This is a genomic window from Motilimonas thetidivivens, assembly GCF_046452435.1.
In the GTDB taxonomy this organism is placed as follows: domain Bacteria; phylum Pseudomonadota; class Gammaproteobacteria; order Enterobacterales; family CBDFNC01; genus Motilimonas.
In genome coordinates this window covers 17173-43607 of record NZ_JBKFDK010000001.1, presented here as the reverse complement: position 1 = coordinate 43607, position 26435 = coordinate 17173, and the positions used below count along the sequence as shown (strand labels likewise).

Below are 26435 nucleotides of genomic sequence, written 5' to 3'. Positions count from 1 at the left end.
CTCCGTTAAATTATCTGCGATTAAATGATGCGAAGCAGGCTATCTGACGCACGGTCAATATCTTCTGCTGTTTTCATCATTTTGATTTGCATTTCAAATTGACGCTGTAACGTCATCATATGGGTCATTTCTGAAGCGGCATTAACATTAGAGCCTTCAAGTGCACCTTGAACCAATTCAACCCCAAAAGCCGCAGCCTCAGGCTGTCCATCAGAGCGGCGAAAATAACCATCTTCACCGCGCATCAAATTTTTCACATCCGGTTTAACTGTTTTTATCGTCGCCAGTTCTTCCATGGCATTAGGGGGGGCCCCCTCTGGGCGAATTTCAACCATGCCATCACGACTGATTTCAATCTTCTCAACCGGCAGCGGGAAAATAATTGGTGTACCATTAATGCCAAGTACTGAATTGCCCTTCATATCCTTAAGCTCGCCAGTCACATCTATGGTTAACTTACCATTGCGAGTGAACATCTCCTCGCCAGAAGGACTTTGCACCGCAATCCAGCCTTGACCATCAACCGCGATATCCAAATTATTACCCGTGCGTTGCAATGGGCCAGCTTCAAAATTTTGCGAAGCTGTTTCGGTTAATGAAAACACGCGTGTAGGTAAACCTGGGCCAAAGGCTTGCATCGAGCGCGCTTGCTCTAAATCAGACTTAAAACCTGTTGTATTAACGTTAGCCAAATTGTTACCACGAACGGCAATCCCGTTCATATTTTCTTTAGCGCCCGACATGGCAATGTAGAGTAAATTGTCCATTTGCGTACCTTTAGTCAATTCTCTGGCAGTTAGCCGATAACCGAATTCATAAAGATAACGATGCAACCATGATGCCAACTTTTAAAAAGCATAAAAAAGGCCGCGGAATGCGGCCTAAAGGAGAGCGAAAAAAACGAATTATCGGATCTGAAGGATCGTCTGTTGCAAAGTACTGTTTACTTCTAAAGCCCTTGAGTTTGCTTGGAAGTTACGCTGAGCACTAATCAAGTCCACAAGCTCTCCCGATAGGTTAACGTTCGACTGTTCAATCGCAGAAGAGTTTATCTTACCAAAGGTACCATTGTTACCCTCACCCGCAATTGGCTCGCCCGAATTTTGCGTCGCTTGCCATGAGGTATCACCAATCTGCGCTAACCCTTGAGTATTATTAAACTTCGCCACAGCCACTTTACCCATGTAAACGGTCGAACCGTTACTAAAGGTTGCCTTCACTAAACCATCGGACGCAATATCTATACCCGTCAATTTACCGACAGTAGAACCGTTTTGCGATAAAGCAGACACCTCAAAAGGGGCACCATATTGCGTTGGGTTATTAAAGTTAAAAGTTAAGGTTTGCGTTGGATCAGCACCGTTTGTTGAACCCAGCGGAGCTGTCGTTATAGGTGACGGTGTTGGGTTAGTTGCTGGCGGAGTTGCTGGCGCAAGCTGACCATCAGTACCAAAAACCATTCGAGCCGAGGCAGGAATAGTTGGGTTTGGATTCCCTACACCTGGGGTATTAGCGGTACCACCGGTAATATCAACTGGCGCACCATCAACATAGGTTAAAATATCCCATGAATTCTCAGCTATGACAGGAGGGCCAACCGGATCAGGAATGCGTTTCACAAAGTAGGTTTGTGCCACATGAGGCTCACCTAAAGAGTCATAAACCGTTACCGAAGTCGATGAGGTATAGGTATCTGGATTAGTCGGGTCAAAATCTCCGATATCATGTTGGCTGCCGCCAGAAGGCAAGTTAAATGTCATATCCACTTGATCAGTTTTGGTTGGTGAGCCAACACTGGTACTGATTTGCAATGGGCGCGTTGCCGCCATACTAACCGAAGAAGGATTACCATTTTGATCAACTGGGTAAGCTTGTAAATATTGACCACTGGCATTTACCACATAATTGTCAGCATTAAGGTTAAAAGCCCCTGCGCGGGTATAGTTACGCGTCAAGGTCACGGTATCTTCAGCGGTAACAAAAAAGCCTTCACCCGTAATGGCCAAGTCAAGGGCGTTTTGGGTAAATTGCAAGCTACCCTGATGGAACTGCTGAGCAACTTGTGCGGTTTTTACACCATTACCCGAGTTGGTTTTGGCATTTGAGAAAATCGATGTAGCATAAACATCGGCAAATTCGGCTCGCGACTCTTTAAAACCAAAGGTATTGACGTTAGCTATGTTATTAGCGGTAACATCAAGGTCTTTTTGTGCCGCATTAATGCCGCTCAAAGCAATATTAAAAGACATAACTACTCTCCTATTTCAATCTTATCAAGCAAGCTAAGGTTAAATTCCCATTTGCGCTTTAAGCCGCGCAGCTGCTTGCTCAACAGTGTCACCTGAGTCAGTGTCAGGTGTTTCTGGTTTCGTAACTGGCTTGCTAGTCCCCACTTGAGACACCTCAAGCACATCACCAAGCAATACACTGCCAATACCTTGCAAGTTTAATACCACACCGTTTTTACCGCCGGCTAAACTGACACTTTCAACGTGACCATAGTTAGCCGTGGGTAAATCGACGCTTTCCCCATTCACTCTTGCATTTGCTTTAATTTTGTAATTGCCGGGCGGCATCATTTCGCCGGCCTCATTGGTGCCATCCCAGCTATATCGGACGTTTCCAGCTGGCTGATCGTTCATGCGAATAACTTTAACCAAGTTGCCTTTTTCATCTTCAACACGAACTGTCAGGTTTTGCATGGGTTGACCTGAAATCGCCACCCCTTCAAGGGTTTTACCTTCTGCAAGATGACCTTGCTCGGTAGGCACTAACACATTACGGCCAACCAAGCCCGAAGCTTGAAGTGCTTGCGTTGAGCTCATGATGGTGTTCATGTCCTCAAACTGTTTACCCATATCCGCAATACCTTCAGCGGTAGTAAACGAAGCCATTTGAGCAACCATTTGCGCGTTATCAACCGGTTTAAAAGGGTCTTGGTATGCAAGCTGCTGAGAGAGTAAGGAAAAGAAATCTTCTTGATCTAACTCTTTTTTGTTGGCTTCAGCAGCTTTATCGGAAATGCTCTTTTCTTCCCAATAAAGGCCATTGGCCGAGACATTATTAATCGTACTCATTTAATGCCCCCTACTGACTCTTACCCAATTGCAACGTTTTTGACAGCATTTGCTTTGCTGCATCCGCTATTTGCACATTGGTTTGATATGAACGTGATGCACTCATCATGTTGGCCATTTCTTCAACAACATTAACATTAGAGCGATAAATAAACCCATTATCATCTGCCATCGGATGCTCCGGCAGATACTCCTTAATCAGCGGTGCTTCACTCTCTACCACACCAAGCACTTTAACTTTCACGTTAGCACTTTGCTGACCTTGCGCCTTACTCAATTCTGCGGCAAAAACAGGGTGACGAGCCCGATAAGTTTTATCCACACTGCTGCTAACACTGTTGGCATTAGCCAAGTTACTGGCAGTGGTATTAAGTCTGACAGATTGTGCGCTCATCCCTGATGCGGAGACGTCTAATACTCTGAATAAGCTCATAATTATTGTCCTTTTATCGCTTTCTTGAGGGAGGCTATTTTACTGTTTAGAAAACTTAAACTGGCCTGGTATTCCATGGAGTTTTGCATAAAAAGGTTACGCTCAACTTGAACTTCAACCGTATTGCCATCCCCTGTATCAGGTTGAGTGGGGGTGCGAAATTTTATTCCCGGTTGGAGATTACTTTGCATAGAAAAATGACGCGTATTGGTTTTATCGAGTGAAAAACCGCCCCCTGATTTAGCTGCGGCAAGGGCATCAGCAAAATTAATGTCTCTTGCTTTGTAATTTGGCGTGTCTGCATTGGCAATATTACTGGCTAACATCTCAGAGCGCCTCGCACGAATGCCTAAGGTGTGCTGATGTATACCCAATGCTCTGTCAAAATTAATGGCCATAAGTCCTCCTGCCTAACTAACAAGAAACAAAGCAAACTGCGTGCCAAAAATACAAAGCACCTTTGATAAGGTATCCCCTTTGCAAATAATCAGAGTAAGCAATTGAAATAAAATGATTTACTAGCAGATGTGCATCTAAATAGCGGGATTGAAAAAATCGAGAGGAAAAGTGTTGCCATAAAAAAAGCGGCAATTTGCCGCTTTTACTTAGAGCTAGCGTCGAGGTGCTGGCTCCTTAAGTTTATAGACAATACCCGGATTACAGCGGATCATGTCATAACGATCTGTTAATCCGGTTAAAGACTCAGATGCCCCTAACATTAAATATCCGCCTGGGTTTAAAGCATTAGCAAATTGATTGAGGATCTTAGATTTAACCTCAGGCGAGAAATAGATAAGCACATTGCGACAGAAAATAATGTCAAACTTACCTAACAAGGTGTAGCTATCAAGTAAGTTGAACGACCGAAAGGACGCCAACTTTTTGACTTTATCTGATATCCGCATCCGTCCTGAGCCATCATTAATCGCCTCAAAAAATTGACGCTTACGCTCAGGCGAAAGCCCTCTAGCGAGCGCGAGAGAGTCATACTCGCCTTTCTTACAATGCTCTAGCATAGCACTCGATATATCCGTGCCAAGGATTTGAATACCATGGGGCATAGCGCCCGGCTTTTTCATTTGATATTCCAAAGTCGACATTGCAATCGAGTAAGGCTCTTGCCCAGACGATGACGCAGCCGACCAAATTTTAAGTGGTCGCTTATTGACGCTTAACTCCGGATATAATTTATCAACCAATAACTGAAATGGGTAAGTATCACGAAACCAAAGCGTTTCGTTTGTCGTCATTGCATCGATCACCGATGCTCTCAGGTCGCGCTCACGAAAGCTCATTGAACGCTGAATCAGCTCAGGGAGCGAATCCACCTTATATTGGCTTAATAGCGGAGATAAACGGCTCTTAACCAAGTACTGTTTATTTGCCCCTAAAACAATACCGCACTGAACTTCAAGAAAGTCAGAAAATTGTTTATATACTTCGTCAGACAACATTTTAGCAGTCAAATCAATGCCCTTAATTCTTAACTATTTACAGCTTCTTTCACAGCACTTGCTAATTCATCAGGATTAAACTTAGCGATAAAGTTGTTAGCTCCTACTTTGTTTACCATAGCTTGGTTGAACACCCCGCTTAATGAGGTATGTAAAATGATGTGCAAATCTTTGAGTGCGGGTGTTGCTCTAATCTCAGCGGTTAGGGTGTAGCCGTCCATTTCAGGCATTTCAATATCTGAGATGATAAGCGCAATTTGATCGGTAATCGGGCCATCTTTAGCCATTTCTTTCAGCATTACAAGGGCTTCTTTACCATCTTTAGCCAAAATGCACTCTACGCCTAATGAAGTAACCGCCTTCTTAACCTGATTACGCGCAACACTGGAGTCATCTGCAACTAAAATCTTACGCCCATGCACTTTTTCACTGGTATCCGGCGTCTTCAGCTCTTCGCTAACATCGGTATTAACCGGAGAGATTTGGTCTAGTATTTTTTCAACATCGATAATTTCAACCAGCTCATTATCGACTTCTGTTACCGCGGTTAAGTAACTAAAGCGCCCTGCGCCTTGCGGCGGAGGCATGATTGATTCCCAGTTCATATTAATAATGCGTTCAACTGAGTTAACTAAAAAGCCTTGCACTGAGCGGTTGTACTCAGAAATGATAATAAAGCATTTAGACAAATCTTCGATTGGGCGCCCGCCTGTCGCTAAACTCAAATCAATCACCGAGATGGTCTTGCCGCGAATATGAGCCACCCCACGAATAACCGGGTGTAACTTAGGCATGGAAGTCAACGGCGGGCATTGCAGAACTTCTTTTACCTTAAACACATTGATACCGTAACGCTGGCGTCCCATCAGCTTAAAAAGTAGTAACTCTAATCGGTTTTGCCCTACTAGCTGGGTCCGCTGGTTTACTGAATCAAGTAATCCTGCCATAACTGTCTCCGTTTATCATCCATCTGCATTGCAATCACTCACTATTGTGCGTACTGGCATCGAGTTTGCTTACATTCATTATTCAAGTACTAGCAAACTACTTCATTAATGAGTTTAGTTGCAAAGCACAATTTGCATGAGTTAAGTTTAAACCTTAAATCAAACCTAAGTTGAATTTTTCAGCCTAATTGACTGATTTTTTTATGTCTCAACCTATATCGACACCAGGAGTAAAATGCTAAAGCGATTATTTATTTTATTATGCAGTTTAGGTATTTATCAGGCTTTTGCTAGCCCAAACCCACATTTATTGATCGAAAAGATGGCAGAAGATGAAGTTGCCGCACAAATTCAGTCTCCCGCGAATGGAAAAGTAGACATTGTTGCATCACCTTTGGATTCAAGATTAAGCTTCACGCCTTGCCAACAGCCTCTCACTGCCGACATCGTCAATGACAAAATCAATAAGACCACGGTCGTTAAAGTAAGTTGTGATGACGCCTCGGCTTGGCATACTTATGTTCAGGTGAGAGTAAAGATAACAACGCCTGTGGTGATAGCCTCGCAACTGCTGGCGCCTGGTGCTGTTTTATCCGAACAAAACATTATTATTGATTTTGTCGAAGTACAAAATATCCGTGGTAATGTGATTGCCGATCCAACCCAACTTTATGGCGTCAAAGCAAAACGACGCATCCCGAAAGGCCGCATGATCAAAATGCGCGATGTTTGCTATATCTGCAAAGGAGATAATGTGATCATCAAAGCCAAAATAGATAACCTTGAGATCAAGACCAATGGCATTGCCATTTCAAGTGGCTCCCTAGGTCAAACTATCCGAGTCAAAAATGTGCAAACCAATAAAACAGTCGTCGGAAAAGTGACTGGTGTAAGCGAAATGGAAGTAAAGTTATAATTTCTGCTAAAGTTAATCCAGCATCTGCCGATATGGTATATTAGCGGCATCTTAATCTAGATAGGTTGTTATTATGGCTATAAATATGAACAATGTTGGCAGCAGGGCCAACTTGCAGGTTGAGCAAAAACAACAAAAACAAGAGCAATTAGCTAAGGCGACAGAACAAGCACCAAATCGACCAGCAACAGGCAAAGACTCGGTGTCACTCACGCCTCAAGCACAAGCTTTCAATAGCCTGAAAAAAGAATCGTCTGAAACCACGATCAATAGAGAGCGGGTCGAAACGCTGAAAAAAGCCATACTCAATGGTGAATACAAGATAGATGCAGACAAACTAGCCAAAAATATGACAGAATTTGAAGCTAAGTTTGGCCAATCACTTGGAATTTAATGAACGCATCTATTTTACAGCTACTTGAGCAGCAACTGGCTTACACCCAATCGTTAGTCGAGCTGATTAATGAGGAATACGAGACACTCATCAATCGTGATCCCGATCGCCTTGATCAGCTCGTTCATCAAAAACAGGTTTTGTTGCAACAAGTTGAAACCAATGATCAAGCCATACAAACTCACCCTGATTCGGCTCAATTAAGCGATGATTCCAACACAGAAATACAGACTTTAATGAGTGCAATCAAAACGGCATTTAGCACCTGCCAACAGCAAAATGCCGTTAATGGTGAAATCATTGAAATGAGCCTGCGCACAACCAAACATCTAACCAGTGTGTTAAATCAAGCTAAAGCAGCTAACTCCTTGACCTACAATGCAAAAGGAAAGACCCAAGGAGGTAATGCATTAGGAAAAGGCATCAAAGCGTAGTCGTACTTAATGAGTGTTATTGCACGTTAGAATGATTGGCAACTCGACTTTGTTGTAACAGAGAAATGGCGCTTCCTACAGGAATCGAACCTGTGACCTACCCCTTAGGAGGGGGTCGCTCTATCCTACTGAGCTAAGGAAGCGAAACTTGATTATATACAGTCGCTTAGCATATTTAAAGCGTTCAATTTTCTCCTCCCGCTAAACTAACTATTCCAGCAGAGCAAAGTCATTGAGCTGAATATTGCTGGCAGGCATTGAACCTTTAGCCTGCAAAACAGCCGAATCACGATACAACTCAACAACCTGAGTCGATATTGCACTTTGCTCTTGTCTAAATCTGGGGATACCAAACTGATCTGTGTAGCTTGAGTTGTGCGACAATTTAATCCGTTGGCCAATTTTCAAACCATTGTCACTGCCCAAGTTGATCTGAACTAGATCATCACGCACCGCGACAATTTTTGCCATCGGTTGCGCACATTCCAAGGATAAACTTGTATTGATAAGCACATCATCCATCACCTTAATCAAACGCTGACCATAAGCCGATGTCCAAAAATGCTTTGATGACAAATCTACTTGCTGCTGGCGAGAGTATTCCCATATAGCCTGCTCACGATAATGCTTAGTATCAAGTAACTCACCCGTCATGCCATCAAAAAGATAAGTCGTTAGAAAGAAGTTTCTTGGCGCTTGCTTTTCCGTTAGGTCAAAAACACTGGGCTTCTCACGCTCGATTGAGACATCTGAAATACTTCCCAACATAACAAACTGACTATCGGTACGACTGGCTATAGCCATTACCTGCTCTCTAACAGCTTGGTGACGAGCATCCAATAAATTAGGATCAAAATTAACGTTTTGATTGATATATTGACGAATATTGAAAGCCTGAGAATGAAGCTCGAGTAAATTATTCAACTTACCGGTGAATTCAACGTCTAACCCAAACAGGCCACCATCAATGGCCTGCTCACGATTTTGCAGCTTAAATCGAACCAAAGCCAAAGACTTGGCATATTTTTGTTCGGTGCAAGCTTGTTGTGTGTCAGGCATGACATCGACATGAATATCAACATAAAAATAACCATCCTCAATCCGCTCACTGGTCAATTTAATACCTTGAATTTCACCGCTACCCGTTAAAGCGACCTGCTGAGAAGCCAACACACCATTATCAATTTGCTGCAAACTACTGATGGAAGCGCCTGAATAGAGTAAAGCTTGACGGACTCCATCTTTGATAGCGTTATCTCTGGCTTGCTCTAAGTCACCATTAACGATAGGCGCTTGCCCTTGCGCTGCAAACCAAGCCCCCTGACAACCAAATGCCACCAATAATGCCAGCAACGCTATCATTTTTTTCATAATATCACCTCAGTTATCCTCATTACCGCCAGCGCTGTATGTCAGAATAAAAGCAAGTTTTAAGCCAACAAACGAGTATTTGTAAAAATAAGCACATAAGTTCGACTCAACATCAAGCTAATTGGTCTACATATTGCATATAAATTATTAATAGTCGCGTTAGGACAGGATCGGCCGCCATGATAACTTGGGCCATTCACTCAAGAATATGCTGTCAGGGCCGATACCTAAGTTATTAAGCACACTCACCCTGTATGCTTTGGCTAAATATACCTAAGCGTTTTTGAATTGGGAGTTAACATGTTGAAAAGTCGCGTATTCATATGCCCAACAAGCATAATGATTAGCAGTTTATATCTCACAGGTTGCGCAGCAACGAGCGATCAAACCGCGCTTGTGGTAGACCCAAACAAAACCCAAATGGTGATCGTTGCTGACAATCGGCAAAATGCTGCCACCGGGCAACCGCAAGTGTTCTATACCAATCAAAACCGTGGTGAAAATGCCAGTGCAACAGCCGCTAATCCGGCTACGAGCCAATATTATGGCGGGTTTGTGTCGCCTGGCTATCGCAGCTGGAAACAAGAGCCCAAACGACGTGAAGCTATGCCTGGTGACAGGGCATTAGAGTTAGATTACATCATTCGCGGTCTCGCTGATCAGCTGGCTTTAAATCGTGACCCGAATGCGAGTAAAACCCCTATCGCTGTCACCTCAATCACCAACATGGATGATCTGCAAAATACTAACTGGCTTGGCCAAGCCATTTCGGAAGCATTCATTCATGAACTGCATATTCGAGAATTACCTGTGATTGACTTTAAAACAACCGGAAAGATCAAGGTAACACCTGAGGGCGATTTTGTTTTCAGTCGCGAATGGGATCAATTGCGCAGTAAAATCCCTGTTTATAGGGTCTTCACCGGCACCATGTCACGAAATGACGAAGGGGTCATAGTTAATGTAAGAACCATCAACATGCAATCACTACTGGTTGAGTCAACTGGCAGAGCCTTTATTCCAAACCGCTTGCTGGTTGGGGCCCATAACAGCTTAAACCCCGCAAAAAATGATGCCTATATCCAGCGTCATAGCGTACCAACAGGCGTCGAAGGGCGCACGGTTGAATTTGTTAAATAACACGGAGAGCAGATAATGATAAAACAACTCCCAATCCTTATATCACTGCTCGTAACCGGATGCTCTAATGTGGCAAACACTCACATCGAGTATGAAGCAGCGAAACCAGAGCAATTTCCCACCCTCATCGCCGTAGGATATGCGCCAATTGAACTGCAGCCTGGTGCCAATAAGCAGCAAAAGATGTTAAATGCAATAAGAGCCTCGAAAATTGATGCTTACCGCGAGCTTGCAGAGCAAGTGTATGGTTTAAAAATTAGCAGCGGAAACAGCCTTAACAGTTTTGTTTTAGGCTCAGATAAAGTTAAAGCTCAAGTCGATGGACTAATAAAAGGCGCAAGAGTGGTACAAAGTTACCCGGTTGGCGAAATGTATGCCACAGAGTTAGAGTTAAACACAGAGCAATTATTTTACCTGAATCAACTTCAAACCCCAGCGCAAAAAATCAAGAAAGTGACTTATTATTAACCGATTTAATTTAAAGCTAGCTAGAAATATGGTTTTGGAAATTATGTAGCATTATCATTATCTGTAAAATAGCTTATGCTGGTTAAATAATATAATACACCAGCATAAGCTATCAGATAAATTTAACTACCACTTTTACCAAGTAATAGTAAAATGATTTTAATTAATGTTTTCTACTGTCCAAGTTAACAGTTCAGCTCTTTCCGCTTCCGTCGCTTCATTAAACCAATAGGCTAACATTTCCATCTCTTTCGATTGTGCATCAAGAGTCGATGTGACTTTCTTGCGGTTTTTTAACGCCCAAGATATAAACGCTTCTTGCTCTGCGCTTGACACTTTATTAAACCAGTATCGCGTCATTTCAACAGCTGTGCTTTCTCTTTTTTCTGCTACCGTCGAATTTGTCGCGGTTGACGATACAGCCGCAGTCGTCGCTACAGCAGCCGCAGTTTGAGGTTTATTACCGTATGTAAGATATACACCCTCTATACGTTTAACAATTCCTTGGATGTAATTTGGGGCAATGAGAAACTTCAGCCCTTTATTGGCGTGCTCTTGTCTAATTTCAAACGTCAAGCCTTTCTCTTGATTTTCAACTAACAAATCCGTTGGAACAGAAAATTTAAACCATTGGCTTAATGTGCAGTTTTCATTACAAGTTTCACTGGTTACCTTACGTGGTTTTAACTTTTCACGAGTGCCGCCAACATAAACATATTCATATTCGCCTGGCTGCTTGAAATATGAAATATCCATATATACTTCAGATAAGCCGACATCGTTAGTGTTTTTGGCAAAGCTAGACTGGATATAATATTCACCGCGCGTTAACCCGGGAGCAGATCCAGCTTGCGGTATCGCTCTGACTTTTTCACCCACAACATCGACGGTTGAAAAGCCATCTGAAACAGTTGTATTACTTGCAAACTCATCTGAACTTGTTTTATTGGGATTAGCAGCACATGCGGTCAAGGCAAGTAGGCTAATTAAAACTAAACTTTGGCTTTTGGATTTGATCATAGTTCATCCATAAATACTGAAAAGCGGGGTGACATTATAACACTAAATTAAGTGATAAAAACAAAAACGCCGGCAAAAGCCGGCGTTAGAGTTTTATCTAATATACGATATCTTAGAAACCGTATTCTAGACCAACACGTACAACAGTACCTTTAGTAGAGCTACCGTCTAGGTCACGTTGTGCAACACGTAGGTAAGGTACGAAACCGTTAACTACGTACATAACTTGACCAGAAAGTACATTGTCATCGCTGTCTTTTACTTTAGCGCCATCTAGCTTGTATTCTTCGTTAGCTGCGTAACCAACTTTAAAGCCTAGAGAACCAGCCCAGTATTGACCAATGATAGAGTAAGAACCTTGCTTACCTTTTAGGCCTGATGCTGCATGGTTATCGTTCTCACCGTACTTGTATGCACCAGCTAGACCAAAACCTGCAGGAAGAGCAGCTTCAAAACCTACGATGTAGCCAAATGTATCAGCATCTTTCACACCGCGGAAATCTTTAGCACTTTCAACACCACCGTGTAGAGTAACCATGTCAGCGATTGTGTAATGAGCTGATGCACCGCCGTAGTAAGAATCAGGAGTTGCATCGCCGCTTGGGCTACCATCACGACCAGCTGCTAGAGAGAAAGTTAGGCCACCTAGAGATGGAGAATCGTAACGTACTGTGTTTGATTGACGATCGTAGTTGAAAGAAACATCACCGCCCCAGTCAAATACACGACCTAGACCTGGGTTAGAGTAAGGCCAGTCAACGATTTCGTACATAGGAGTTAGCATACGACCGAAACGAACTTTACCCCAATCGCCTTTAAGACCAACGAAAGTATCACGAGCGCCTAGTGTACCACCCTGCCAGCTATCTACGTAACCACCTTCGATTTGCATGAAAGCTTCTAGGTTAGGAACCATTTCTTTACCAGCACGGAAACCGATACGAGATTCGTTTTCTAGAACGATACCAACTTTTTTACCGTCTTTTAGGTTAGCTTTACCGTAGTCAACAGCAGAGATAGCTGCTACACCGTAAACTTCTACACTAAAATCGTTGTTTTGACCGATTTCGTAAGCACTTGCGCTCATTGCTGCAGTTGAAAGTGCAGCTGCTACTAGCGTCTTTTTAAACATGTGTCTCTCCTTGAAATAGACTCAGCGTTTTTTTGCTTTTTGCCTTAACTTAGTTAGTTAAGGCTTAGCTTTTTATATATGCAGTTTAAACTGCTAAAATTTTTGCGACCTCTGATAATCCGTCTATCAGTGTCTACAAGACTCATACTACCTTCGCATTGCAAATTATCAATCTAATTTACTAAACAACGTAAAGAAAACAGAGTTTGATCACAAAAATAAATTGAACTTTTTTGAAATATCTTTAATAACAATGAGTTGCAATAACAAGAGTAACGCTAGGAAGTGAATTTTGCTGTAGAGATATAAATAAAGCTAAATATGATGGGGTTAACTGCACCTAGCTCATTTGACTTAACTATATAAAAAACATAGCTTTATCTGAAACAAACTGTATCTGAACCTATGCTGAACATAATAAGCAGTTTGACAAGGTTTTAACCGCTTTGAATTATAACTTGATATCTAAAGCAAGCAACTTTTCAGCGCGAATTATGTTTGACAGTTTGAGTTAGCTCGAAGTTTTGTTTAATTATTATGCGGCTTCAACAATAAAAAGGAACAACATGCGCCCTATTATCCTTATTACCGGTTGCTCTAGCGGCATTGGCTATTATTGCGCCAAGCAATTAGTCAGCGCTGGCTATCAGGTTTTTGCTACTGCAAGAAGGCCTGACGATCTAACTAGGTTAGCCTCGCTAGGCTGTCAGCCAATCCACATGGAAATGACAGATGAGCAATCCATCGAACAAGGGTTCCAGCAAGTATTAGCGGCCACTGGTGGCCGCATTGATATTTTGTTTAACAATGCCGCCTACGGCCAACCCGGAGCCGTCGAAGACTTACCTACCGCCGCCCTACGCCAACAATTTGAAACCAATTTATTTGGTTGGCACACCCTAACCCGAGCGGCAATTACCGTGATGCGTAAACAAGGCCATGGTAAAATCATTCAAAACAGCTCTGTATTAGGTTTAGTTGCCATGCCTTATCGCGGTGCTTATATAGCCAGTAAATTTGCCCTTGAAGGTCTAACCGACACCCTGCGCTTAGAGCTAAAAGGCACCAATATACAGGTCAGCCTGATTGAACCTGGCCCCATTACCAGCCAATTTAGAGCCAATGCCTTAGCAGCATTTAAACAGCATATTAATATCGACAGCAGCGCCCATGCGCCAATCTACCAAAAAACGCTCAATCGCCTTGGCGCCAGTAAAGGGGAAAACAGATTTACCTTAGGCCCGGAGGCGGTTTACCAAGCGTTACAAAAGATCATTAACAACAAACGGCCAAAAGCCCGCTATTACGTCACCACCCCAACCACCGTATTAGCAATTCTTAAGCGCATACTACCCAATCGTTGGTTAGATTATCTGCTAAGCAAAAGCGCCTAAATTAACGGATAACATTTACCAAAGGACAACACATTGAAATTACGACAAGCTTGCTTTTATATCTTAGCATTTTGTATGGCTATCATTAGCGCGTTGAGCCATGCTAAATCACACCCCGCTTTTTGGACCTTAACAAAACAAGGCCATGCTCCACTAACCGTCCTCGGCTCGGTTCATTTTGGTACCGATAGTCTCTACCCTTTACCAGCTACCCTAACTAAAGCATTCTTAAGCGCCTCAACCTTAGTGGTTGAAGTAGATACTCTTAATATGCCGGCTAATGAATTACAGGCAACAACCACACTGATCAATTTACCCAATAAGCAAAAGCTTGCTGACGTGATGCCCATTGAGCAATATCGTGATCTCAAAGCCACCTTAAAAGAGTTAAACCTTAATATACCTAGGGTAAAATCCATGCAGCCTTGGTTTGTGATCATGACGGCAATGCAACTTAAGCTGGATAAAATGGGCTATCAAGCCAATTTAGGTATCGATGTGCACTTTCTAAAGCTGGCTAAGCAACAAGCCAAACCTATCATGCAGCTTGAAAACATTCAGAAGCAACTCTGGTACCTATCTCAAATTGGCCAAAACCAACCTAACTTTATCGCCACTAGCCTAAATGAGCTGCGCGATTTAGGCCAATGGGCGCCGGGCATATTAAGTCACTGGGCAAATGGCGAGTTAGAAACGCTGCAAAAATTGCTGATGCCAGATCAAACCGCTAACCCTGAGGAAAATATTTTTAACCAAATAATGCAAGAGCGAAATCAAGACTGGCAGCAGCAACTACTAAAATTACCCGCCGAACAAAATGCCTTTGTGGTAGTTGGCGCCTTACACCTTACTGGTAGCAATAACCTGATTGAACTGCTCGAGCAAGCAGGTTATCAGGCCGAGCGACACCAATATTAATCATAATTAGTAATCTGAGCTTTAGATAAACTACAGCGAATGAATAAATAGCAAAGCAGTGGCTTGCGCCTATAACGCCACTGCGAATCGCTTGTTTGATCAGGATCATCACATCAAGATGCAAAGCTTTTTACACTTTGTTTACTTCGTACAATTACAGCAGGTAAAACAAATGGAACTTTGGATGGATCTACTTTTTGGTAACCCAGTTGGCCTAGCGTCTATGGCAGTGATAGGAACAACCATAGGTTTATGTACCTTTTATGCTATCTACTTCATCGTAAAAGTACGCAATGCTAAGCCACCCGTTGAAGGTCATTAATATGACGGGTTGGCAATTAGGTTGAACTAGTACATTTCTAGTTCAGCCTAATTTCATTTCGCTTTATTTTGATTAATTTATTGAAGTCACACCCAAATAGGCCTTATTCAGGGCAAGCTAGACGGTTTAGATAGCACAACTGCTGATAATCCCCATCAATCACCACCTTAGAAATAGAGCCGTAATCAAGCTTAATTTTAATGCTTTGACCGACAGGACATGCTAACAAATTGGCGATAATAGAACGGATAACGCCAGCATGCGTAACCAATACAAGGCGGGTATCAGCGTGCTGTGCTAGCAATTGCTGCCAAGCCTTAACCACCCGTAAATCAAAGTGCTTTAAATTATCCCCGTTTGGCATAGTGAAATGTAGCAAATCACGCTGCCATGCTTCTATTTGAGCTTGACCTATCTGTTGCCAACTTGTGCCTTCCCACTCACCAAAGTTAAACTCTAACCAAGCAGGGTCTTGCACAGGCGTAAGTTCACAATGTTCCGCTATTTGCTGCGCTAAGCGTCGACAACGCTTAGCTGGGCTAGTAATGATGTGCTGACATTTTTGCCGATGCAAGTAAGCAGCAATTGCGTTTGCCTCATCATTAAAGCGCTCGCTGACATCCACATCGAGACGACCATAACAGATGCCACTGGCGATATTGGGCTTGGTGTGGCGAACTAAATAGCATTCCAACATGTTGCCCCTAACACCAAATAAACCACCGCTTCACTGATTTGTTGGCTGGCTCCCAAGCAATCTCCGGTGATACCTCCCAGTACCTTATGAAACCAGCGATGAAGTAAATACGTTAAAACAACTATCACCAGCACTAAAGCAATCACTTGTTCAATTTCAACAAATAACAAAGGGAAAGCGGCAAAGCTCGCTGCAATCACCAATTCTACTCGACTTAATTTAAGCTCAGTGACGCCAATTTTACTCTTGGCCTGCTCACGCACGTAAGGCAATGAACTCATCAGCACCAAAGGAACAAAACGGCTTAAACTATGGCCAAGCCATAAACCGAGCAATAACTGAGGTAATAACAACAAAGATTGATATTTGAGTAGCAAAAGTAAACAGAGTCCAACACTGGCATAGGTACCAACGCGAGAGTCTTTCATTATGGTCAAAATGGCTTGCTGGCCATAACCCCCACCAAAACCGTCGCAAGTATCGGCAAAGCCATCTTCATGAAAGGCGCCGGTCAGCCAAATCGTGGCGATCATCGATAACAAAATCGCCACGGGTAACTGAAAAACTTGCAAACTAGCCACACAAACCAGAGCGGCAAAGCCTGCAACTAGCCAACCAATTAAGGGGAAAAAGACATTACCTCGAATAAGATCATGGCTATCAAAAGCCATGTTGTTAGGCCAAGGAATACGTGTATAAAAGGTGACAGCGTGGATCAGGCGTCGCCAATATGGATTAACCCACGCACCAAGGCCTTTTGTGCTAGACATTATCCACGCCAGCAGATTCAAACGAGGCCATTTCATTAATAAAATAAACCGCAGACGCGATAAGCGGGTATGCCACCGCAATCCCTGAGCCTTCTCCCAAACGCATATCCAAATCTAATAGCGCATCAACACCCATGGCCTTGAGCATTTTCTTATGGCCCTGCTCTTTAGACTTATGACAAAAAACAGCGTATTGCAAAAAGTTGGCTTCCATTTTACTGGCCACCAGCGCCGAACTGGATGCAATAAAACCATCAACTAAGACCACCATCTTAAGCTCAGCCGCTTTAAGCATTGCGCCACACATCATCGCGATTTCAAACCCGCCCAATTCAGCCAGCACATCTTGAGGTGCTAGCTTCTTACCTTTCAAACGCTTAAGGGCGCGGTTGATCACCTTGGTTTTTTGATCAACACCCGCTTTGTTCAATCCCGTGCCTGCGCCTGTGCAATCTTCTGCAGGCAATTTTAATAACTTAGCCATCAACGCAGCAGCCGAGGTGGTGTTGCCTATGCCCATTTCGCCAAAGCCGATAATATTAGCGCCGCGCTGATGACGGTCGGCGACCAACTCAGCACCTTTTAATAAGGCCTGTTCACATTGCGCAGAGCTCATGGCTGGCTCATTAACAAAGTTGCACGTGCCGCGGGCAATAGAGGCATTAATCAGCGCATTATCTTCCGGTAAATCACCGTTCACACCCGCATTCACCACGCGAAACTCAATACCGTGTTGACGGCAAAAACAGTTGATTGCCGCGCCCCCTTGAATAAAGTTGAGCACCATTTGCTGAGTAACATTTTGCGGAAATAAGCTCACGCCCTCTGCCACCACGCCATGGTCAGCGGCAAACACCAACATTTGCGGCTTGCTTAACTCTGGGGTCAAGGTTTGTTGAATACGACAAAGCTGAAACGCTAAGGTTTCTAACTTACCAAGGCTACCTTGAGGTTTAGTCTTATGATCTAAACAATGTTGGATGGACGAATCCAATTGAGGGTCAAGCGCAGATATAGTGAACATAGCGATACTGTTTCAAAAAAACGTTGAATATATCTCACTCGAGAACAAAAATCAGTGAAAATGAAACTAAAAATGACAAACAAACAGGTAAAAACTTGATTTATAATGGTTTTACATACCTTTTTAATGCCGTTTTTGGGATTTAATTCACTATAAAATGGGACTAAATAGATAAAACACGTTTTCCAAAAACCGTTTGCCCGCTGGTCGCTGGCGCCACTGATGTAAGTTTAACTTTTGCGATCCCAACATATACTGCAATTGCAGATTTAATACTTTGCCTGCAAAGTCCGCGTCATCAACCAACATAGTGACTTCAAAATTCAGCCAAAAGCTGCGTCTATCTAAATTCACCGTCCCGACCAAGGCAACACACTCATCCACTACAATGCTTTTTGTGTGTAATAACCCGTGTTCAAATTTGTATATCTCAACACCGGCGCTCAGTAATTCATCATAAAACGCACTCGCAGCATATTTAACCATGAGCGAATCATTCTGTGCTGGCAACACAATTTTCACTTTCACCCCACGGTGAGCAGCCGCTTGCAATGCCTTGTGTAAACTGTCATCGGGTACGAAATATGGCGTGGTTAACACCAAGCTATGCTTAGCTTGATAAACCGTGGTTAGCAGTATTTGATGAATACAATCGCCCCCAGGGAAAGGCCCTGATGGGATCAACTGAACCCTATCACCGCAGCCCCCATGATGCGTATCTTCAGCTTTCAAATCAGAGAGTAATCGCTCGCCAGTTTCGAGCTCCCAATCCCAACAAAGTAACGAATTGATCAGCGCGACAGCAGGGCCTTGAATTCGCACCATCACATCTACCCACTCACCGACACCGGCATCTTGTTTAAAAAAGCGCGGGTCAACCACATTCATGCTGCCAGTATAGGCAATCTCTTGATCGATACAAACCAGCTTACGGTGCATGCGTAAATCTTGACGCTGAAAGAACATACGTAATGGACCGCTTTTTAACACTTCCACAAGTTCAATACCTGCGGCGCGCATTTCATCGGGCACTTCAGAATCGAAAAAATCCTTACTCCCAACCGAATCAAGTAACACACGGCATTTCACACCGCGCTGCGCAGCGGCGCACAAGGCATCGGCGAGTTGGTCGGCCAAACCGCCTAAGTGCCAAATATAAAACTCCAGCATACAAGAATGTTTGGCATGATTAACCTTGTCGATCAGCTCTAATAAGATGGCATCTGCGCTGTCTAATAGGGTGAGATGATTACCCGAAATACTGGGCATCCCCAGCAGTCCCTCGATTAAATCATGCATAGGTTGGGCAGTTTCACTAACCTGTAAGGCACCAGCGGATTGTTTTTCACAGAAGAGTTCAATCGTTTGTTTCAAAGGGCGATACATTGCAGCGGCGCGCTGTGCCCGCTTTTTGCCTAGATTTAATTCACCAAACAAAAAGTAGCAAGCAACACCAGCAAAAGGAAGGGCATAGATAATTGATAGCCAAGAAAGAGAAATACCAATTTCACGGCGCTTCATCACAACACGAAGCGAAACAGATATGATGATAAAGCCATGTAATAGCACCGCACCCCAAGCAAGAATATCTCGCCAAGAAGCGCCCAGCCAATGAGTAATAGCCTCTAGCACCTAACTCCCCTTCAATAAGATGACAACCGAAGATTAATCATACTCTTATACCCAACCAACTTGAAGATGTATGTTTCAGCGCATCTCTAGGTTGATTGAGTATTGAGAGAGTTGGGTTGACTCTTTAACGATTACAACGAAGAAAGAAGGTGGCTTTAGCTTTGCGCATAGGCTCTGAAAAATCATAGCCCTGAGCCAGTTGGCAGCCCAAATCAGCAACATATTCAACCTGCATCTGGGTTTCTGTCCCCTCTGCAACGACCTCTATCCCCAAATTGTCACCTAAGGATACGATGGACTTAATGATCGCTTTTTCAATCGGGTCAACATGGGCTTGACGAATAAAGTCCTGCGCAATCTTGATCTTATCGACACGGATCTTCTTCATGTTATTTAACGATGAACGACCCGTACCAAAATCATCTATCGCTAGTGCAATGCCTAGCTTACTCAGGTTAATTAAGTTTGAACGAACGACGCAAGATTCATCGGACAACACATCTTCTTGCACTTCTATTTCAAGTAGCGACGCTGGGCATCCTGTATCGCGCAAATACGACATAACCTGACTGACGAGCCCCTCTTGCATTAATACACAAAGAGACAAGTTTACTGCCACCCGACCAAATTGAATGTTTTGCTCTTGCCATTCAGCCGCTTGTAAACAAGCTTGCTCTAACACCCACATATCAATATTTGCCATTAGCTCACATTCTTTAGCTACCGACAAAAATGACAGCGGTAAGATCACTCCATTAGTGGGGTGATTCCAGCGCAACAAGGCCTCAACCGCAACGACTTTGTTGTTTTTCAGACAGACTTGAGGTTGATAGTAAAGTTCAAATTGATGGCGACGCAAAGCAAATCTAAGCTCAGTTTCAAGTGAAAATTGACGCTGTGCGGCTAATGTCAGTTCCTCGGTATAAAACTCGTAATAGTTGCTGCGGTCTTGTTTCACACGCAATAACGCCGCTTCGGCATTGGATAGCAAAGAGTCAACGGTTTCGCCATCATCAGGATACAAACTAATACCGATATTAACGTTCAGATAAACCATTTCGGAATCGACCACTAGACCACAAGACAGTGCTCTAGCCAAACGTTTAGCTGCCGCAGCGGCATCTTGCTCGTAAATCATTTCATCGATCATGATGGCGTATTCATCACTGCCAAACCGCGCAATCACATCTTTTTCCGAGAATAATTCTTGTAGCTTATTGGCGACTTCTTTTAATACACGGTCACCAAAACTATGGCCTAGGTTCTTATTAATTCGGCTAAAGCGGTCTAAATCAATGTGCATAACCGCAAAACCATGACCATTGCGCCTTGCTCTTTGTACGCTATCTTCTAAACGATGAACAAAAAACAAACGGTTACCTAAACCCGTTAAGCTGTCATGATATTTAATGTATTGCAGCTTCTCTTCAGATTCTTTCAATTTACTTAGATCGGAAAACGTCGCGACATAGTTAGTCACCGAGTTGTTCTTATCTTTAATCGAGCTAATGTTCAGCCACTGATGATAGTATTCGCCATTCTTGCGCTGGTTAATAATTTCACCGTGCCAATTGCCCACCGAATGAAGCTGGTGCCAAAAAGACTGATAAAATGCTTCGTCGTGCTTGTCAGACTTAAGCAAGGCTGGTGTGCTACCTAATGCTTCATCCTCACTGTAGCCTGTGATTAAACTAAACGCAGGGTTTACCGACAAAATAATCCCTTTGCTATCCGTGATTAAAATCCCCTCTTGGGTATTCTCAAAAACAATAGCAGCACGTTTTAAGCGCTTTTCCGCTTTACGTTTTTCGGTAATATCACGGCCAATCCCCACCAAGCCGAGGACTTGCCCATTATCATCATAAAATGGCACCTTAAACATATCGATTAGGTGCTGTTCGCCGTTGTGATAAGTCAAAATCTCTTCTGAAGTCAGCATATTACCCGACTCAACGACATACTTATCCTGCTCTTGGCACATCAAGGCTTGGTTAGGTTCAAAAAAATCATCATCTGTATGGCCAAGGATCGCACTGGCGGGTTGGCCCGCAAACACTTCAAACGCTTGGTTACAACCTTTAAAGCGGCTTTGTGGGTCTTTAAAGAAAATTAAATCAGGGATGGTATTCACTGTGGTGCGTAGCAGTGATTTAAGCTCGACCAATTGCCTTTTCAAATCGGCATTTTGTGCCGTTAACGTCGAACTATTTAACGCAACGGGCTGAGCTGCGAAACTGATGGTATTAACGTTAGGCGCGAGATCATGCAGTAAATTAGATTGTGCATCCGTCGGCGCATCTTGGAAAATGACTAAATCCCAAGATTGCTGCAGTACTTCTGCAAAATCCAATTCTTGAGTGACATTCGATACGCAAACCGCCGAATCATTAAACATGGTTTCAGCAAATTGCTGTGCCAAGGGCAAATTGTCACCATAATAAAGGACGTTAATTGGACTCAAGCAAACCACCCTGTGATAAAAAGGCAATTAAAACCACGCGATCACCCTACCGACTTATCTTTTGGCAGTTAACCTATATGGTTACCCCATTGGACTCACCGTTTAAGCAAACGTTTCTTGGCTTTAATGCACAAACAAAATTACAAAAATTAGTGAGTTACCGACGCTCAGCAGTAGGCATTTTTTATGCTTATACACCTTGTCATTGTCTGAGTAAGTAACTGACTAACCTAGGCAAACTAAAACCTGCCTAAAATAAATATAGAAAAAGGGGGGCAGTGTTAAGTATTCACTGTACACAATTGCACATTTATCAAGCCCTCATCTAACAAACAGATTATGAAAGATATGGGTTTAGACAGGTCTCAAATAAATATCTAGATTGAAAAAACTGAGATCGAGTTCAAATTATGGATAATAAAAAAGCCGAAGTCGCTGACTTCGGCTTTCAATTTGAGATTAACCTAGATTAACCCGTGCGTTTCTAAACATACGCATCCATGGGCTATCCTCGCTCCAATCATCTGGATGCCAAGAGTTTGCCACCGCTCTAAACACACGCTCAGGGTGTGGCATCATGATAGTGACGCGGCCATCTTGCGTAGTTAAACCAGTAATACCGTTTGGCGATCCATTCGGGTTAGCCGGATATTGCTGCGTGGCTTGACCATAGTTGTCAATAAAACGCAGTGCGACCGTACCAGATTGCTCAATCGCCGCTAGTGCGTCAGCACCCGCTACTTCCACACGGCCTTCACCATGAGAAACCGCGATAGGCATACGTGAGCCAGCCATACCTTGCATAAAGATAGACGCCGACTCTTGTACTTCTACTAGGCTAAAGCGGGCTTCAAAACGCTCTGAGTTGTTGCGTACAAAACGTGGCCATAGTTCAGAGCCTGGAATAAGCTCTTTCAGGTTTGACAACATTTGACAGCCGTTACACACACCTAGGGCAAAGCTATCGTTGCGGCTAAAGAAGGTTTGGAATTGGTCACGCGCACGCTCGTTGAACAAAATAGACTTAGCCCAACCTTCACCCGCACCGAGTACGTCACCGTATGAGAAACCGCCACACGCCACTAGGCCGGCAAATTTATCTAGGCTAACTTCACCCGATAAAATATCGCTCATGTGCACGTCAATCGCCGAGAAACCAGCACGGTCAAATGCCGCTGCCATTTCTAGGTGAGAGTTAACGCCTTGTTCACGCAAAATTGCCATTTGCGGCGCAACACCTTTAGCAATATAAGGCGCAGCAATATCTTCGTTGATATCAAAGCTTAACTTAACCGATAGACCCGGATCGGCGGCATCGGTTTTAGCATCAAACTCTTGCTGAGCACACTCAGGGTTATCACGCATCGCTTGCATTTGGTACGTGGTTTCAGCCCAAATAGTACGTAGCTCGTTACGAGACTCGGCTAATACCGCTTCGCCATTACGGGTAAAGCGCACCACGTCGTCACTATTTAATGTACCAATCACATGGCTGTTCGCCGCTAGGCCGTGGCCCGCTAGGGTATTCAATACCGCTTCTTTATCGGCGCTACGTACTTGGATTACCGCACCTAGCTCTTCGCTGTAAAGCACGGCTAAGTCATCGCTGCCTAGCGCATCTAGCGCAACATCAACACCCACATGGCCAGCAAATGCCATTTCCACTACCGTGGTGAATAAACCACCGTCACTGCGGTCATGGTAAGCCAGTAATTTCTTATCAACCACTAGGGCTTGAATCGCATCGAAGAAGCCTTTTAATAGTGCTGGGCTATCAACGTCAGGGACGTCATTACCCAGTTGCTTGTAAACTTGCGCCAGTGACGAAGCACCAAGACGGTTTTTACCTGCGCCTAGGTCGATTAAGATCAGCTCACTGTCACCTTGGTCGGTGCGCAGCTGCGGCGTCACGGTATCGCGAATATCTTCAACGCGGGCAAACGCCGTGATCACCAATGACAATGGCGAAGTCACTTCTTTGGCTTCACCGTCTTGTTGCCATTTGGTCTTCATCGACATCGAGTCTTTACCCACAGGGATAGTAATATCCAGCTCAGGACAAAGCTCTTCACCTACCGCTTTCACCGCTTCGTAAAGACCTGCGTCTTCACCTGGGTGACCTGCAGCAGCCATCCAGTTAGCAGATAATTTCAAACGATTAAGTTCACCGATATTGGTTGCCGCAATGTTAGTAATGGATTCTGCTACCGCTAAACGCGCAGAAGCACCAAAGTTAAGTAGTGCGACTGGCGTACGCTCGCCAATCGACATGGCTTCACCCGTGTAGGTGTCATAGCTACTTGCGGTTACCGCACAGTTCGCCACTGGGATTTGCCATGGGCCAACCATTTGGTCGCGCGCCACTAAACCGGTTACGGTGCGGTCGCCAATAGTAATAAGGAAGGTTTTTTCTGCAATCGCAGGTAAACGCAGTAAACGATGCGCCGCATCTTTTAGGGTAATACCTGAAACATCAATCGCTTCACCTTGCGCTTTTAGCGAGCTGACGTCACGGTGCATTTTTGGCGGCTTGCCAAGTAATACATCCATCGGCAGATCGATTGGCTTATTGTCAAAGTGAGAATCCGTTAAGGTTAAGTGACGCTCTTCGGTGGCTTCACCTAATACCGCAAACGGAGCACGCTCACGTTTACAAATGGCTTCAAACACCGCCATGTTTTCAGGTTTGATCGCTAATACATAACGCTCTTGCGACTCGTTACACCAAATAGCGTGTGGTGCCATGCTTGGTTCATCATTAGGGATAGCACGTAAGTTAAACTTACCGCCACGGCCGCCGTCATTGACTAACTCAGGCATTGCATTCGATAGACCGCCCGCGCCCACATCGTGGATAAATTGAATTGGGTTGTTGTCACCCATTTGCCAACAGCGGTCGATCACTTCTTGACAACGACGCTCCATCTCTGGGTTTTCACGTTGTACCGAAGCAAAATCTAAATCTTCAGCCGATTGGCCAGAGTCCATTGACGATGCCGCGCCGCCGCCCAGACCGATATTCATCGCCGGGCCGCCCAACACGACTAGCTTAGCGCCCACTGGAATGTCTTTTTTCTCAACGTGCTCTTCACGAATGTTACCTAAACCACCCGCCAACATAATTGGCTTGTGGTAACCACGCACTTCTAGACCGTTGTGGCTGTTAACTTGCTCTTCGTAGGTACGGAAGTAACCTAAGATATTTGGACGACCGAATTCGTTGTTAAACGCCGCGCCGCCTAATGGGCCTTCTAGCATAATATCTAATGCAGAAACGATACGACCCGGTTTACCAAAGTCGGTTTCCCAAGGCTGCTCAAAACCCGGAATGCGTAGGTTAGATACGCTAAAGCCCACCAGACCCGCTTTTGGCTTAGAGCCCACGCCCGTTGCACCTTCGTCACGGATTTCGCCGCCACTGCCTGTTGCCGCACCCGGCCAAGGAGAAATAGCAGTTGGGTGGTTGTGAGTTTCAACCTTCATCAAAATGTGAATGTTTTCTTGATGGTAGTTATATTCGCGATTGTCGATATCAGGGAAGAAACGACCCGCTTTAGAGCCCACCATCACAGCTGCGTTGTCTTTGTATGCTGAAAGTACGTTGTCGCTGTGATTTTCGAAGGTGTTTTTAATCATCTTGAACAAAGATTTAGGCTGTTCAACGCCATCTATTGTCCAGTCTGCATTAAAGATCTTATGACGACAGTGCTCGGAGTTTGCTTGAGCAAACATCATCAGCTCGATGTCGTTTGGATTACGTTGCAGCTTAGTGAAGTTATCCACTAAGTAGTCAATTTCGTCTTCGGCTAATGCTAAGCCTAGCTCAACGTTGGCTTGCTCTAGCGCTTGGCGGCCACCCGATAATATGTCAACACTGGACATTTCGCCCGGCTCGGCATGGGCAAATAATTTGTCTGCTTGAGCCAGCTCAGAGAACACGGTTTCCATCATACGGTCGTGCAGTAAATCAGCCACTTGCTTCAGCTGCTGCGCCGATACTTCGCCTTCAACATAGTAAGCAACACCGCGCTCTAAACGTTTAACCTTAGTTAGGCCACAGTTTTTGGCGATGTCGGTTGCTTTTGACGACCAAGGTGAAATCGTACCCGGACGTGGGGTGATTAAAATCAATTGCCCCTTTGGCTCGTGCTCAGGAATACTCGGTCCGTAAGTTAATAATTTTGCTAAAACCGACAACTCAGCTTCAGTTAATGATGCCGACACATCGGCAAAGTGCATGAATTCAGCGTAAATATCGGTCACAGGCAGTTGTGAATCACGGCAGTTTTTCAACAACTGGTTCACTCTGAAATCAGACAGTGCGGGTGCACCTCGCAAAATTTCCATCAACAGCTCTCACTCTTAATTTGTGGGTGGGGTTTGAATCGCGCGTATTATAGAGAAAAGGTGCCGCCAAGGCTATACGGCAAA

At 44.1% G+C, this 26435-nt stretch carries 24 protein-coding genes and 1 tRNA gene; 8 read left to right on the top strand and 17 right to left on the bottom strand.

Annotation, left to right across the window (positions count from 1 at the left end; translation table 11 throughout):
- Positions 1-20 precede the first annotated feature (20 nt).
- The 7 genes from flgF to ACK8OT_RS00190 all read right to left on the bottom strand — a co-directional run bounded on the left by flgF (position 21) and on the right by ACK8OT_RS00190 (position 5911).
- A complete protein-coding gene (flgF, locus tag ACK8OT_RS00220; protein WP_410194497.1) occupies positions 21-767 on the bottom strand; it encodes a flagellar basal-body rod protein FlgF in 747 nt (248 codons plus the stop codon).
- Between the two features lie 138 nt (positions 768-905).
- Positions 906-2249 (bottom strand): flagellar hook protein FlgE, encoded by a 1344-nt coding sequence (gene flgE / locus ACK8OT_RS00215; protein WP_410194496.1) that lies wholly within the window; start codon positions 2247-2249, stop codon positions 906-908.
- A gap of 39 nt (positions 2250-2288) precedes the next feature.
- Positions 2289-3077 (bottom strand): flagellar hook assembly protein FlgD, encoded by a 789-nt coding sequence (locus ACK8OT_RS00210; RefSeq protein WP_410194495.1) that lies wholly within the window; start codon positions 3075-3077, stop codon positions 2289-2291.
- Positions 3078-3087: 10 nt separating this feature from the next.
- A complete protein-coding gene (gene flgC, locus ACK8OT_RS00205) occupies positions 3088-3510 on the bottom strand; it encodes a flagellar basal body rod protein FlgC (RefSeq protein WP_410194494.1) in 423 nt (140 codons plus the stop codon).
- 2 nt (positions 3511-3512) lie between these two features.
- Positions 3513-3908, bottom strand: coding sequence for a flagellar basal body rod protein FlgB (flgB, locus tag ACK8OT_RS00200; RefSeq protein WP_410194493.1), 396 nt, complete (start codon positions 3906-3908; stop codon positions 3513-3515).
- A gap of 213 nt (positions 3909-4121) precedes the next feature.
- Entirely contained in the window at positions 4122-4976 is an 855-nt protein-coding gene (locus ACK8OT_RS00195; protein WP_410194492.1) for a CheR family methyltransferase, read from the bottom strand.
- A 17-nt stretch (positions 4977-4993) separates the two neighbouring features.
- Positions 4994-5911, bottom strand: coding sequence for a chemotaxis protein CheV (locus tag ACK8OT_RS00190; RefSeq protein ID WP_410194491.1), 918 nt, complete (start codon positions 5909-5911; stop codon positions 4994-4996).
- A 235-nt stretch (positions 5912-6146) separates the two neighbouring features.
- Here ACK8OT_RS00190 and flgA point away from each other — a divergent pair, with 235 nt between their 5' ends.
- The 3 genes from flgA to ACK8OT_RS00175 all read left to right on the top strand — a co-directional run bounded on the left by flgA (position 6147) and on the right by ACK8OT_RS00175 (position 7655).
- Positions 6147-6827 carry a flagellar basal body P-ring formation chaperone FlgA gene (flgA, locus tag ACK8OT_RS00185; RefSeq protein WP_410194490.1) on the top strand — a complete coding sequence of 227 codons (681 nt, stop codon included), beginning with the start codon at positions 6147-6149 and terminating at the stop codon, positions 6825-6827.
- A 73-nt stretch (positions 6828-6900) separates the two neighbouring features.
- Complete coding sequence (gene flgM / locus ACK8OT_RS00180; RefSeq protein WP_410194489.1) at positions 6901-7221, top strand: flagellar biosynthesis anti-sigma factor FlgM; 321 nt, start codon at positions 6901-6903, stop codon at positions 7219-7221.
- Positions 7221-7655 carry a flagella synthesis protein FlgN gene (locus ACK8OT_RS00175; protein ID WP_410194488.1) on the top strand — a complete coding sequence of 145 codons (435 nt, stop codon included), beginning with the start codon at positions 7221-7223 and terminating at the stop codon, positions 7653-7655. The genes flgM and ACK8OT_RS00175 overlap by 1 nt, the downstream gene beginning before the upstream one ends.
- 66 nt (positions 7656-7721) lie before the next feature.
- Here ACK8OT_RS00175 and ACK8OT_RS00170 read toward each other — a convergent pair.
- Positions 7722-7798 (bottom strand) — tRNA-Arg (locus ACK8OT_RS00170).
- A 67-nt stretch (positions 7799-7865) separates the two neighbouring features.
- Entirely contained in the window at positions 7866-9026 is a 1161-nt protein-coding gene (locus ACK8OT_RS00165) for a flagellar assembly protein T N-terminal domain-containing protein (protein ID WP_410194487.1), read from the bottom strand.
- 339 nt (positions 9027-9365) lie between these two features.
- On the opposite strand from ACK8OT_RS00165, the gene ACK8OT_RS00160 reads away from it, so the two are divergent.
- Together ACK8OT_RS00160 and ACK8OT_RS00155 are read left to right on the top strand one after the other, a co-directional pair.
- A complete protein-coding gene (locus ACK8OT_RS00160; RefSeq protein ID WP_410194486.1) occupies positions 9366-10166 on the top strand; it encodes a FlgO family outer membrane protein in 801 nt (266 codons plus the stop codon).
- A 15-nt stretch (positions 10167-10181) separates the two neighbouring features.
- Positions 10182-10634 (top strand): LPP20 family lipoprotein, encoded by a 453-nt coding sequence (locus ACK8OT_RS00155; protein ID WP_410194485.1) that lies wholly within the window; start codon positions 10182-10184, stop codon positions 10632-10634.
- A 159-nt stretch (positions 10635-10793) separates the two neighbouring features.
- Here the strand turns inward: ACK8OT_RS00155 and ACK8OT_RS00150 are convergent, their stop codons facing one another.
- Complete coding sequence (locus ACK8OT_RS00150) at positions 10794-11654, bottom strand: DUF2057 family protein (RefSeq protein ID WP_410194484.1); 861 nt, start codon at positions 11652-11654, stop codon at positions 10794-10796.
- Positions 11655-11766: 112 nt separating this feature from the next.
- Positions 11767-12786: a porin gene (locus ACK8OT_RS00145; protein WP_410194483.1), complete on the bottom strand. Its 1020-nt coding sequence runs from the start codon at positions 12784-12786 to the stop codon at positions 11767-11769.
- Between the two features lie 566 nt (positions 12787-13352).
- On the opposite strand from ACK8OT_RS00145, the gene ACK8OT_RS00140 reads away from it, so the two are divergent.
- The 3 genes from ACK8OT_RS00140 to ACK8OT_RS00130 all read left to right on the top strand — a co-directional run bounded on the left by ACK8OT_RS00140 (position 13353) and on the right by ACK8OT_RS00130 (position 15420).
- Positions 13353-14180 carry an SDR family oxidoreductase gene (locus tag ACK8OT_RS00140; RefSeq protein ID WP_410194482.1) on the top strand — a complete coding sequence of 276 codons (828 nt, stop codon included), beginning with the start codon at positions 13353-13355 and terminating at the stop codon, positions 14178-14180.
- Positions 14181-14213: 33 nt separating this feature from the next.
- Positions 14214-15098 carry a TraB/GumN family protein gene (locus ACK8OT_RS00135; RefSeq protein ID WP_410194481.1) on the top strand — a complete coding sequence of 295 codons (885 nt, stop codon included), beginning with the start codon at positions 14214-14216 and terminating at the stop codon, positions 15096-15098.
- Between the two features lie 118 nt (positions 15099-15216).
- A complete protein-coding gene (locus ACK8OT_RS00130; protein WP_410194480.1) occupies positions 15217-15420 on the top strand; it encodes a DUF3149 domain-containing protein in 204 nt (67 codons plus the stop codon).
- Positions 15421-15523: 103 nt separating this feature from the next.
- Here the strand turns inward: ACK8OT_RS00130 and cobC are convergent, their stop codons facing one another.
- The 6 genes from cobC to purL all read right to left on the bottom strand — a co-directional run bounded on the left by cobC (position 15524) and on the right by purL (position 26351).
- On the bottom strand, positions 15524-16117 hold the full coding sequence (gene cobC, locus ACK8OT_RS00125) for an alpha-ribazole phosphatase (protein ID WP_410194479.1): 594 nt from the start codon (positions 16115-16117) through the stop codon (positions 15524-15526).
- Positions 16099-16887, bottom strand: a complete 789-nt coding sequence (gene cobS / locus ACK8OT_RS00120; protein WP_410194478.1) for an adenosylcobinamide-GDP ribazoletransferase — start codon at positions 16885-16887, stop codon at positions 16099-16101. The genes cobC and cobS overlap by 19 nt, the downstream gene beginning before the upstream one ends.
- On the bottom strand, positions 16880-17911 hold the full coding sequence (gene cobT, locus ACK8OT_RS00115) for a nicotinate-nucleotide--dimethylbenzimidazole phosphoribosyltransferase (protein WP_410194477.1): 1032 nt from the start codon (positions 17909-17911) through the stop codon (positions 16880-16882). Before cobT ends, cobS begins: the two co-directional genes overlap by 8 nt.
- 150 nt (positions 17912-18061) lie before the next feature.
- Positions 18062-19543: a cardiolipin synthase gene (gene cls, locus ACK8OT_RS00110; RefSeq protein WP_410194476.1), complete on the bottom strand. Its 1482-nt coding sequence runs from the start codon at positions 19541-19543 to the stop codon at positions 18062-18064.
- 124 nt (positions 19544-19667) lie between these two features.
- Positions 19668-22004 (bottom strand): putative bifunctional diguanylate cyclase/phosphodiesterase, encoded by a 2337-nt coding sequence (locus ACK8OT_RS00105; RefSeq protein WP_410194475.1) that lies wholly within the window; start codon positions 22002-22004, stop codon positions 19668-19670.
- 459 nt (positions 22005-22463) lie between these two features.
- A complete protein-coding gene (purL, locus tag ACK8OT_RS00100) occupies positions 22464-26351 on the bottom strand; it encodes a phosphoribosylformylglycinamidine synthase (protein WP_410194474.1) in 3888 nt (1295 codons plus the stop codon).
- Between the last annotated feature and the right edge of the window lie 84 nt (positions 26352-26435).